Source organism: Stenotrophomonas sp. STEN008 (genome assembly GCF_056760435.1).
Window position 1 is genome coordinate 1 of record NZ_JBRRET010000064.1, and the last position, 10,900, is coordinate 10,900.

Annotated in this window: 11 protein-coding genes and 1 pseudogene; 3 read left to right on the plus strand and 9 right to left on the minus strand. The window is 67.4% G+C overall.

Features of this window, described 5'->3' with window-relative positions:
- Positions 1 to 137: 137 nt before the first annotated feature.
- The 7 genes from hslV to ACVOME_RS18195 all read right to left on the minus strand — a co-directional run bounded on the left by hslV (position 138) and on the right by ACVOME_RS18195 (position 6,129).
- Positions 138 to 689 carry an ATP-dependent protease subunit HslV gene (gene hslV / locus ACVOME_RS18165; RefSeq protein ID WP_053520176.1) on the minus strand — a complete coding sequence of 184 codons (552 nt, stop codon included), beginning with the start codon at positions 687 to 689 and terminating at the stop codon, positions 138 to 140.
- Between the two features lie 153 nt (positions 690 to 842).
- Positions 843 to 1,715 carry a tyrosine recombinase XerC gene (gene xerC / locus ACVOME_RS18170; RefSeq protein ID WP_065181770.1) on the minus strand — a complete coding sequence of 291 codons (873 nt, stop codon included), beginning with the start codon at positions 1,713 to 1,715 and terminating at the stop codon, positions 843 to 845.
- 16 nt (positions 1,716 to 1,731) lie between these two features.
- Positions 1,732 to 2,406, minus strand: coding sequence for a DUF484 family protein (locus tag ACVOME_RS18175; RefSeq protein WP_065175177.1), 675 nt, complete (start codon positions 2,404 to 2,406; stop codon positions 1,732 to 1,734).
- Positions 2,403 to 3,254, minus strand: coding sequence for a diaminopimelate epimerase (dapF, locus tag ACVOME_RS18180; RefSeq protein WP_065175178.1), 852 nt, complete (start codon positions 3,252 to 3,254; stop codon positions 2,403 to 2,405). The genes ACVOME_RS18175 and dapF overlap by 4 nt, the downstream gene beginning before the upstream one ends.
- The gene (gene lptM, locus ACVOME_RS18185) at positions 3,247 to 3,492 is read right to left on the minus strand and encodes an LPS translocon maturation chaperone LptM (protein WP_481505370.1); all 246 of its coding nucleotides are present in this window, start codon (positions 3,490 to 3,492) and stop codon (positions 3,247 to 3,249) included. Before lptM ends, dapF begins: the two co-directional genes overlap by 8 nt.
- 84 nt (positions 3,493 to 3,576) lie before the next feature.
- Positions 3,577 to 3,999 (minus strand): YbaN family protein, encoded by a 423-nt coding sequence (locus ACVOME_RS18190; RefSeq protein ID WP_053520181.1) that lies wholly within the window; start codon positions 3,997 to 3,999, stop codon positions 3,577 to 3,579.
- A gap of 54 nt (positions 4,000 to 4,053) precedes the next feature.
- On the minus strand, positions 4,054 to 6,129 hold the full coding sequence (locus ACVOME_RS18195; protein ID WP_428992323.1) for a S9 family peptidase: 2,076 nt from the start codon (positions 6,127 to 6,129) through the stop codon (positions 4,054 to 4,056).
- On the opposite strand from ACVOME_RS18195, the pseudogene ACVOME_RS18200 reads away from it, so the two are divergent.
- Both ACVOME_RS18200 and ACVOME_RS18205 read left to right on the plus strand, forming a co-directional pair.
- Positions 6,107 to 6,172: pseudogene (locus tag ACVOME_RS18200) on the plus strand (hypothetical protein); the annotation flags it as partial. The gene ACVOME_RS18195 and the pseudogene ACVOME_RS18200 overlap by 23 nt on opposite strands.
- 146 nt (positions 6,173 to 6,318) lie before the next feature.
- Positions 6,319 to 7,503 (plus strand): pyridoxal phosphate-dependent aminotransferase, encoded by a 1,185-nt coding sequence (locus ACVOME_RS18205; protein WP_481505371.1) that lies wholly within the window; start codon positions 6,319 to 6,321, stop codon positions 7,501 to 7,503.
- Between the two features lie 74 nt (positions 7,504 to 7,577).
- Here ACVOME_RS18205 and ACVOME_RS18210 read toward each other — a convergent pair whose 3' ends face one another.
- Together ACVOME_RS18210 and ACVOME_RS18215 are read right to left on the minus strand one after the other, a co-directional pair.
- The gene (locus tag ACVOME_RS18210) at positions 7,578 to 9,674 is read right to left on the minus strand and encodes a prolyl oligopeptidase family serine peptidase (RefSeq protein WP_164150656.1); all 2,097 of its coding nucleotides are present in this window, start codon (positions 9,672 to 9,674) and stop codon (positions 7,578 to 7,580) included.
- Positions 9,675 to 9,742: 68 nt separating this feature from the next.
- The gene (locus ACVOME_RS18215) at positions 9,743 to 10,063 is read right to left on the minus strand and encodes a hypothetical protein (RefSeq protein WP_053519814.1); all 321 of its coding nucleotides are present in this window, start codon (positions 10,061 to 10,063) and stop codon (positions 9,743 to 9,745) included.
- Between the two features lie 128 nt (positions 10,064 to 10,191).
- On the opposite strand from ACVOME_RS18215, the gene ACVOME_RS18220 reads away from it, so the two are divergent.
- The gene (locus tag ACVOME_RS18220) at positions 10,192 to 10,794 is read left to right on the plus strand and encodes a lipocalin family protein (RefSeq protein WP_053519815.1); all 603 of its coding nucleotides are present in this window, start codon (positions 10,192 to 10,194) and stop codon (positions 10,792 to 10,794) included.
- Positions 10,795 to 10,900: the final 106 nt, after the last annotated feature.

Sequence of the window (10,900 nt, forward strand, 5' to 3'; positions counted from 1 at the left end):
TTTGCGGGGGGGGTGATTGGGGGGTGTTTAAATTGCTATTTTTCCCTGGGGTCGGGATAATTTTTGTTTTGCCTATAACACAAAAACCCGTCGGCGGGCCGGGTCGCGCGGGCCCATGCCCGGCGGATCAGGGAGCGTCACAGCTCCTCGACCACCACGTTGCGGTTGGTGTAGATGCAGATGTCGCCCGCGATGTTGATCGCTTCACTGGCGATGGTGCGCGCATCCAGCGCCGTGTGCGCCATCAGCGCGCGGGCCGCCGACAGCGCGTAGGAACCGCCGGAACCGATGGCGATGATGCCGTCTTCCGGCTCGATCACGTCGCCGGTACCGCTGATGATCAGCGAGGTTTCCTTGTCGGCCACGGCCAACAGTGCTTCCAGCTTGCCCAGGCGACGCTCGGTGCGCCAGTCCTTGGCCAGCTCGACGGCGGCACGCTGCAGTTGGCCGTGCTTTTCCAGCTTGGCCTCGAACAGCTCGAACAGGGTGAAGGCATCGGCGGCCGCGCCGGCGAAACCGGCCAGCACCTGGCCATCGCGACCCAGCCGGCGCACCTTGCGCGCATTGCCCTTCATCACGGTGTGGCCGAGCGTGACCTGACCGTCGCCGGCAATGGCCACATGCTCGCCGCGACGCACGCAGACGATGGTGGTGGCGTGGAAAACGTTGGGGTTCTGACTGGGGTCCATGCGGCCTCCGATAGCTGTTCCCGGGACATGGGGACAGCGCCGGGGCCGATCAAGCCTGCGCGGATGGCTGCCGTTCAGGGCTCGGGCGCCAGCGGCCGCTGCATCCGCCGGGCATGGCCCGGCGCTACCACTGCCGCCGGGCGTGGATTGGCGCTACCGGCGGCGCTTGGCGCGCGGATGCGCAGCGTCGTAGACCTTGGCCAGGTGCTGGAAATCCAGATGGGTGTAGATCTGCGTGGTGGCGATGTCGGCGTGCCCCAGCAGTTCCTGCACGCCGCGCAAGTCGCCGGACGACTCGAGGATGTGGCTGGCGAAGCTGTGCCGCAGCATGTGCGGATGCACGTGCTTGAACAGCCCTTGCCGCTGCGCCAGCTGGCGGATGCGGATCTGCACCGCGCGCTGGCTGATCGGCCCGTTGCGGCCCGGAAACACCGGGGTGGCCGGGGCGCCGCCGCTTTCGCTGCGCCACGCAAGCAGTGCCTCGCGCGCCGGCTTGCCGAACGGTACCCGACGCTGGCGGTTGCCTTTGCCCATCACATTGACCAGTCCGCTGGCAAAATCCAGGTCACGCCAGGTCAATGCGCAGACCTCGCTCAGGCGCAGGCCGGAGGAATAGAACAGCTCCAGCAGCGCGCGGTCGCGTCGCCCCAGCTCGCCTTCCGGTTCCAGTTCGACCAGTTGCACTGCTTCATCGGCGTCGAGCACCTGCGGCAGCCTGCGCGGCGCTCGCGGTGCCTTCAGGGTGGCCGCTGGACTGACCTCGACGCGGCCATGCCTGAGCAGCCACGCATAAAAGCTGCGGCAGGCAGACAGCCGCCGCTGCAGGCTCTTGGCCGACAGGCCCCGGCGATGTTCATCGGCGACGAACTGTCGCACGGCGTCAGCATCCAGCGCCTCCACCGGCACGCCCCGCGGCTCGGCCCATGCCGCCAGCGCATCCAGGTCGCGACGGTAGGCGTCCAGCGTATGCGCCGACATCCGCCGTTCCACCTGCAGGTGCTGCAGGAACGCCATGACCGCGCTCATCGCCGCCGCGCTCCGCTCAGTCCTGGAAGCGCTTGAGGCCGGTGGCCAGGGCCTCGCCCATCATGCGCAGGAACAGCGTGCCCATGCCCGGGTAGAAGCGGTTCGGGTCATGGCTGCCGACCGCGATCAGGCCGACACCCGGCAGCGGCAGCAGGGCGGTGGTCTGCACCTCCTCACTGCGCGCGCCATACAGCACCGCGTTCTTTTCCGGCTGCAGGCGGCCGCAGATCGGCTCACCGTCCTTCAGGCAATCACGGAAGGGACCCAGGCGTGGATCGTCGGCCGCGATGACCTGCAGCCATTCGGCCTGTTCCAGCCCGGCCACCGGCACGTGCACGACCAGTCGCACCAGATCACCCGCAAAATCCTCCTGCAGCGAGGCGGCCATCGCACGCAGGGTATCGGCGGCACTGCCCTGCTTCATCAGTGCCAGCGTCAGCTGGTGGGTGCGCACCGCCAGCCGTTCGTTGACCTGGGCGGTCGCGCCCAGATCGGCCAACCGTCGCGCCAGCTCGCGGTTCTTTTCCCGCAGCAGCTCCAGCTGGTAGCTGGCCAGCGATGCGGTCGGGCCGTCATCGCGCGGCACCACCAGGGTCAGCGCCAGGTCCGGAAACTGCTTGAGGAAGGCCGGATGGCGCCGCAACCAGGCAGCGACTTCATGGGCCCCGAGCTTGTCGACGGTCTCAGTCATGCGATCCACTCCCCTTCGAAGACGAATGCGGTGGGGCCGGCCATCACCACGGGCTGCCCCTCGCCCGGCCACTGGATGCGCAGTTCGCCGCCGGGCAGGCTGATGCGTGCATCGCGCTGCAGGCGACCGCGCTGCATGAGGGTGACTGCGGCTGCACAGGCGCCGCTGCCGCAGGCGAGGGTCTCGCCGACGCCCCGCTCGAACACGCGCAACCGCGCGTGGTCCGGCGCGATGACCTGGGTGAAACCCACGTTCACCGACTTCGGGAACGAGGCATGCTGCTGCAGCAGCGCGCCGACGCGCTCGACCGGCGCCGCATCGATCAGGCCCACCTCGATCACGGCATGCGGATTGCCCATCGACACCGCAGCAAACCGCACGCTCTCGCCCTGCAGCGGCAGCAGATACTCCTCGCGCGGGTGGGCAAAGCCGACCAGCGGCACGCTGGCAGGTTCGAATGCGGGTACGCCCATGGTCACCGCATACTGGCCCTGGCCCAGCACCTGCACCGCATGGCTGGCCAGTGGGCTGTCGATGACGAATGCATCGCCCTGGGCACTGCCCTCGCGCACCAGCCAGGCCGCGATGCAGCGCGCGCCGTTGCCGCACTGCTCGGAATTGGAGCCATCGGCGTTCCAGATCCGGTACGAGGCGACCGAGCCTTCGACGCGCGGGGCCTCGATGGTCAGGATCTGGTCGCAGCCCACGCCGGTGTGGCGGTCGGCCAGGCGCGCGGCCAGCTGTGGCGTGGGCGGCGCGGTGCCGTCGCGCAGGTCGATCACTACGAAATCGTTACCCGCGCCGTGCATCTTGCTGAAACGCAGCGCGGTGGAACCGGTCTTACTCATTCCCGTCGTCCACCTTCTTCACCGGGTCCGTGGTCACCGACGGACTGCCGTCACCCGTGTCCTGGGTGGCAGGCGGGGTGGCTTCGCCGTCGGCATCGGTGGCCGGCTCGACGGTCTCTTCCACCGGCACCGGCTTCTGCGGCAGCACCAGCGGGCCCTTGTTGCCGCAGGCGGACAGGAACAGCAGCGAGGCCGCTGCCAGCGGAATCAGGATGGCGTTTCGATGGGGAATCTTCATGCCCCGAGTATAGCCACTGCCGGCTGAGCGGTTGGTGGAGGGTACGGCCCCCATGGCAGCGCCGGGCCATGCCCGGCGGAAGGGTCAGTCCTGCGGCGGCAGCGGCCGCGTCCACAGCCAGATCGCCACCACGGTCATGCTGCCGATGGAAAACCATTTCACCCAGGCGATCGGCACGCACCACAGCATGATCCCGGCGCAGACCGCCATGGTGATCGTGGCCATCCATTTGCCGTAGCGGCTGACCGCGCCATGCGCCTGCCAGTTGCTGATGGCCGGCCCGAAGCGCGGATGCTGCAGCAGCCAGGCATGCAGCCGCTCGGAGCCGCGCGAGGCGGCCCATGCCGAGATCAGGATGAATACGGTTGTCGGCAGCCCCGGCACGAAGATGCCGACAATGCCGGTGCCGAGACTGACATAGGCGAGCAGCCACCATGCCCAGCGGAAACGCACCGGCCGGCGGGTCGGGGCTGCGTCCTGGGCGGCAGGCGGTTCAGGCAGGCTCATGCTCGCAAGGATAACGGTTCGGGGTGCCCGGCAACGCCCGGCACCCCGCCGCAATCACGGTGCTGCGATACCCAGCTGCTGCAGCACGAAGGCATACGATTCGGACAGCTCGCGGTAACGCTGGAAGCGACCCGACTTGCCGCCATGGCCGGCCTCCATGTTGGTGCGGAACAGGATCGGGTAATGGCCAGTATTGTCGTCGCGCAGCCTGGCCACCCACTTGGCCGGTTCCCAGTACTGCACCTGCGAATCCCACAGGCCGGTACCGACGAACAGCGCCGGATAGTCCTGCTTCCTGACATTGTCGTAGGGCGAGTACGAGAGCATGTAGTCGTAGTACTGCTTCTGCTCCGGGTTGCCCCACTCGTCGTACTCGTTGGTGGTCAGCGGGATGGTCGGATCCAGCATGGTGGTGACCACGTCCACGAACGGCACCTGCGCCACCATCACCCGGTAGTCCTGCGGCGCCTGGTTGGCCACCGCCCCCATCAGCAGGCCACCGGCACTGCCACCGGACGCGGCCACGCGATCCTTCGCCGCCCAGCCCTGCGCCACCAGTCCACGGGTAACGTCGATGAAGTCGTTGAAGGTGTTCTGCTTGTGCAGCAGCTTGCCGTTCTCGTACCAGTCGCGGCCCATCTCCTGGCCACCGCGGATGTGGGCGATGGCATACACCACGCCGCGATCGAGCAGGCTCACTGCCGTCTGGTTGAAGTACGGGTCCATCGACATGCCGTAGCTGCCGTAGGCGTACTGGAACAGCGCGCCCTTGCCGTCCTTCTGGTAGCCCTTGCGGTAGACCAGCGACACCGGCACCTTCACGCCATCGCGCGCGGTGATCCAGACGCGTTCGGTTTCGTACTTCGATGCGTCATAGCCGATCACCGGCTGCACCTTCAGCTGGCGGCGCTCGCCGGTGGCGGTGTTCAGCTCGAACACAGTGGTCGGGGTGGTCATCGAGGTGTAGACGTAGCGCAGCCACGGCGTATCGGCCTCGGTGTTGTCGCCCAGGCCCATGGAGTACGCCGGCTCATCGGCCTTCACGTAGTCGCTGCGGCCATCCTTGAACAGCAGGCGGATGCGCTCCAGGCCTTCGGAGCGCTCGGCAATGGCGGTGAAGCCATCAAACAGCTCGAAGCCTTCGATGAACACCGCATCGTCATGCGCGATCCAGTCCTTCCACTGCGCACGCGAGGTGGCATCGGTCGGTGCGGTGACCAGTTTGAAGTTCTTTGCACTGTCGTTGGTACGTATCACCCAGCGGCCATCGTAGTGGTCGGCGTCGTACTCGACGTCGCGCTGGCGTGGCGCCAGCACGGTGAACGTGGTCGGGTCGCTGGCCGGCGCGTAGCGCTCTTCCGACGACACCGTGCTGTGCACGCCGATGGTGATGAAGTGGTCGTCGCGGGTGCGGCCGATGCCCATGTAGAAGCTGTCGTCCTTCTCTTCGTAGACGACGGTGTCGGCGCTGGCCGGGGTGCCCAGCACGTGCTTCTTCACGCGCACGGTCAGCAGCGTTTCCGGATCGTTCTCGACGTACAGCACGGTGCGGTTGTCGTCGGCCCAGACCAGGTCGCCGGAACTGCCGGTGATCACGTCGGGCAGCACCTGCCCGGTCCGCAGGTCCTTGAAGCGGATCGTGTACTGGCGACGGCCCACGTCATCGTCGGCCCAGGCCAGCAGCTGGTTGTCCTGGCTGACTTCCATCGAGCCGACATTGAAGTAGCCCTTGCCGGCGGCCATTGCGTTGACGTCCAGCAGCACTTCTTCGGCAGCATCCATGCTGCCCTTGCGGCGTGCGTGGATCGGGTAGTCCTGCCCGCTCTCGAAGCGGCTGTAGTACCAGTAGCCGCGCTCGCGCGCCGGCACGCTGGAATCATCCTGCTTGATGCGGCCGACGATCTCCTTGTACAGCGCGTCTTCCAGCGGCTTCAACGGCGCCAGCACCTGGTCGGCATAGGCGTTCTCGGCCTGCAGGTAGGCCAGCATGTCCTTGTTCGCGCGCTTGTCGTCACGCAGCCAGTAATAGTCGTCGTTGCGGGTCGCGCCGAACGGGGCCTTGACCTCGTGCGGATGCCGGGCGGCGTCCGGCGGAACAGGCAGGGGGGCGGCGGTAGCGGTGCTGGTCATCAGGCTGGCGAGCAACAGGCAGAGGGTGGACTTCATGAGATAAGGCTCCAGGCGCTTCAATGCAATGGTCTTCGACGGGATCGGTTCCCTTTCCCCGAACAGCGATCTGACCCCAATCCCGTCGGCACCACAACCCTGCAGGTCGTCACGGTGCGGACCCGCCGGCAGCGGTCGGCGTACCATGGGCGCATGAGTACCCTGCCCCACCCGCCGGTCTACAGCCGGCGCAGCCATGAAATCGCTCCGTTCCACGTGATGTCCCTGCTGGCCCGCGCGCAGGCGCTGGAACAGGCCGGCCACGATGTCATCCACCTGGAGATCGGCGAACCGGACTTCACCACGGCCGGGCCGGTGGTGCGCGCCGGCCAGGCGGCCCTGACCGCCGGGCACACGCGCTACACCGCCGCACGCGGCCTGCCTGCGCTGCGCCAGGCGATCAGCGGTTTCTATCGCAGCCGTTACCGGCTGGATGTGGATCCGGAACGCATCCTGGTCACTCCTGGCGGCTCCGGCGCGCTGCTGCTGGCCAGCAGCCTGCTGGTCGACCCGGGCCGGCACTGGCTGCTGGCCGATCCCGGCTATCCCTGCAACCGGCATTTCCTGCGCCTGGTGGAAGGTGCCGCACAGCTGGTCCCGGTCGGTCCACAGACCGCCTACCAGCTCACACCCTCGCTGGTGCAACAGCACTGGAACACGGACAGCGTCGGCGCACTCGTCGCCTCGCCGGCCAACCCCACCGGCACGGTGCTGTCGGCCGATGAACTTGCGGCGCTGTCACGCGCACTGCACGCACGCGGCGGGCACCTGGTGGTGGACGAGATCTATCACGGCCTGACCTACGGCGTGGACGCGGCCAGCGTATTGCAGGTCGATGACAGCGCGTTCGTGCTGAACAGTTTCTCGAAGTACTTCGGCATGACCGGCTGGCGCCTGGGCTGGCTGGTGGCGCCGCCCGCAGCGGTGCCCGAACTGGAGAAGCTGGCGCAGAACCTGTACATCAGTGCGTCGAGCATCGCCCAGCATGCAGCCCTGGCCTGTTTCACCGATGAATCGATGGCGATCTTCGAACAGCGACGGGAGGCCTTCCGCCAGCGTCGCGATTTCCTGCTGCCGGCGCTGCGCGAGCTGGGCTTCCGCATCGAGGTGGAGCCGCAGGGCGCGTTTTATCTGTATGCCGATGTCAGTGCGTTCACCGATGATGCCCAGGCGTTCTGCGCACACTTCCTCGAAACCGAGCATGTGGCGTTCACCCCGGGCCTGGATTTCGGCTTCCACCGCGCCAACCAGCATGTGCGCCTGGCCTATACCCAGGAAATACCGCGGCTGCAGGAAGCGGTGGAGCGCATCGCGCGCGGGCTGCAACATTTCCGCTAGCGCCGGGCCATGCCCGGCGAGCGCGCAGCGCCGCCCATGAAAAACGCCGCCCGGGGGCGGCGTTTTTCATTTCGTCATTTACCGCCCAGGCGCTCCCACAGGAAGCTGTAGGCCAGGGCCGCCATGTGCGCGGCCTGCGCGTTGTTGGCTGCGCCGCCATGACCACCTTCGATGTTCTCGTAGTAGGTCACATCCTTGCCGGCATCGATCATCTTCGCCGCCATCTTGCGGGCATGGGCCGGGTGCACGCGGTCATCGCGGGTGGAGGTGGTGAACAGCACCGGCGGGTAGTTCTTCTTCGCGTCGAACAGATGGTACGGCGAGAAGGTCTTGATGAACTCCCAGTCGCTGGTATCGGGGTTGCCGTACTCGGCCATCCACGACGCGCCGGCCAGCAGGTGGCTGTAGCGCTTCATGTCCAGCAGCGGAACCTGCACCACCACCGCACCGAACAGCTCCGGGTACTGCGTCAGCATGTTGCCGGTCAGCAGGCCGCCGTTGCTGCCGCCCTGCACGCCCAGGTGCCTGGCACTGGTGATCCTGCGCTTGACCAGATCCTGTGCCACCGCGGCCATGTCCTCGTAGGCCTTGTGACGATTCTGCTTCAGCGCCGCCTGGTGCCAGCGTGGGCCGTACTCACCGCCACCACGGATGTTGGCGACCACGTACACACCGCCCTTCTCCAGCCAGGCGCGGCCCATGCCACCGGAATAGCTGGGTGTCAGCGAAATCTCGAAACCGCCGTAGCCGTACAGCAGGGTCGGATTGGAGCCGTCCAGCTTCATGTCCTTGGCATGCACCACGAAGTACGGCACACGGGTGCCATCCTTGCTGGTGGCGAAGTGCTGCTCGATCACCTTGCCCTCGGCATTGAAGAAGGCCGGCATGGTCTTCAGCGTTTCCGGTGCCTTGCCGATCTCGGCCAAAGCCAGGGTGGTCGGCGTCAGATAATCGGTGGCGGTCAGCCAGACCGCATCGCTGTCGTCGCTGTCCACTGCGCCCACGGCCAGAGTGCCGAATGCCGGCGCGCCGACAAACGCGCTCTTCTGCCAGCCATTGGCGCCCGGGGTCAGCACGGACAGGCGATTCTTCACATCGTCCAGCACGTTCAGGACGAGGTGGTTCTTGGTCCAGGTCGCACCGGCCAGCGAGGTGGTCGCGGTCGGGGTGAACAGGACCTCGAAGTCACGCTTGCCGGCCAGGAAGTCATCGAGCCGGGTCGCCAGCAGCGAGCCGGATGCGTAGGTCCTGCCGCCCACGGTCCAGGCGTCGCGCAGCTCCAGGGTCAGCCACTGCTTGTGCAGGCCCTTCTCGGCGGAGTTCGGCGCATCGATCTTGGTCAGCGTGCCATCGTCGCCGCGCAGGTAGACCTCATTGTTGTAGAACGCCAGCGTGCGGCTGACCAGGTTGCGCTCGAAGCCCGGGGTGTCATCGTGCATCGCCGCGATGTACATGTCCTCCGGCTTGCCTTCGTACACCACGCTGGCCGACGACATCGGCGTCCCACGCTTCCACAGCTTGGCCACGCGCGGGTAGCCGGAGGTGGTCATGGTGCCTGCACCGAAATCGGTGTAGACGAACACGGTATCGCGATCGATCCAGTTCAGGCCGCCCTTCGACTCGGGACGGAAGAAGCCATCCTCGATCCAGCGCTTCGTCGACAGATCGAACTCGCGGGTGACATCGGCATCCGCGCCGCCGCGTGACAGCGCGATCAGGCAGCGGCTGTAGTCCGGGCGCAGGCAGTCGGCGCCGTGCCAGACCCAGTTCTCGCCCTCGGCCTTGTTCAGTGCGTCCAGGTCAAGCACGGTTTCCCACTGCGGCGAGGCCTTGCGGTACTCGGCCAGGGTGGTGCGCCGCCACAGGCCACGTTCGTGCTGCTTGTCCTTCCAGAAGTTGTAGTAGTAGTCGCCGATCTTCTGCACGCCGGGAATCTTGGCATCCGAATCGAGCACCTCACGGATGCTGGCCTCCATCTGCCTGAAGGCCGGAGTCTGCGCCAGGCGCGCCTCGGCCTTGGCGTTCTGTTCCTTGACCCAGGACAGCGGCTTGTCGCCGGTGACGTCCTCCAGCCAGGCATAACGGTCGGTATCTTCAGCAGCCACGGCGGTCCCCACCGAGGCAGCGGTCATCATGCCAGCCAGCAGGCAGGCGGAAGCGAGTCGTGACATTGCAGCTCCAGGCAGTCATAAGCCGTGGAACGCTAGCACGGATCCGGACACCGCCCCCGTGTCGAAGGTCAGGCCGCCGCCGTCGCGCCGCGCCGGCCGCGCGCGCCGGCTGCCCTCCGGCGGCGCGCCTGTCCACCGGTACGACGGGACGACCGCCGCCGCAGCGATGGCAGTGGGCAGCGCAGCAACGCCCACCAGGCCACCAGCGGCATGCCGATCAGCCACAGGGGCAGCCAGCCCAGCCAGGCACTGCTGCCGCGGGCGGCCGGCCACACCAGGACCAGTGCAACGCCGGCCAGTGCCAGATGCTGTACACCCCGCAGCAGGCGCGGATCGGCGCGTTCGCTGACGCGTTCAGTCGAGGGGCGGCGTGTGAGGCGTGCGCTCATGCGGGTTTCTCCGGTGGACAATGCGACACAGCTTGGGCAAGGGCCTTCTCATACGCTGCGACACCATTGACGGACCGCGTGCACACAGTCGACCATGCGCGTGCAAGCCCACTGGAGCCCGCTCCCGCATGACTTCGATCCGCCCGCTCTGCGCCGTGCTGCTGGCCCTGTCCCTGGCGGGCCCGGCGCTGGCTGCCAGCGATCCGCCGTCGCCGCGTGCCGCGGCGCCCCGCGCCCCCGATCCGAACGCGCCGATCGATCTGCAACGTTTCATGGGCACCTGGTACGTGATCGGCCGCGTACCGAACTTCGTCGAGCGCGGTCACGTTGCCAGCGTCAACGAGTACGCGCTGCGCGACGATCACAAGGTTGCCATCACCTACCGCTACCGCAACGGCTTCAGCGAACCGCAACAGGAGATCCGCGCCCGTGCCAGCGTCGACCCGGACAGCGGCAACCATGGCTGGCGGACCTGGTTCTACCGCGTGGTGCCGACCCATTCGCGCGTTCTGGAAGTGGCGCCGGATTACTCCTGGGCACTGATCGGCTATCCGGGCCGCGAGATGGCGTGGATCTTTGCCCGTCGGCCTGACATGGACAAGACGCTGTACAAGGAGCTGGCCGAGCGCCTGCGCGACGAGTACGGAGTGAATACCGACAAGCTCAAGCGGGTGCCGCAGCGCCCGGACCAGGTCGGCAAACTGGGCTATGAAGTGCCCAACGCGCGGTGAGACGACGCCGCCGGGGGGGGGGGCCCGGGCGGGGGGGGGGCGCGCGGGGGGGGGGGGGGGGGGGGGGGGGGGCCGGGGGGGGGGGGGGGGGGGGGGGGGGGGGGGG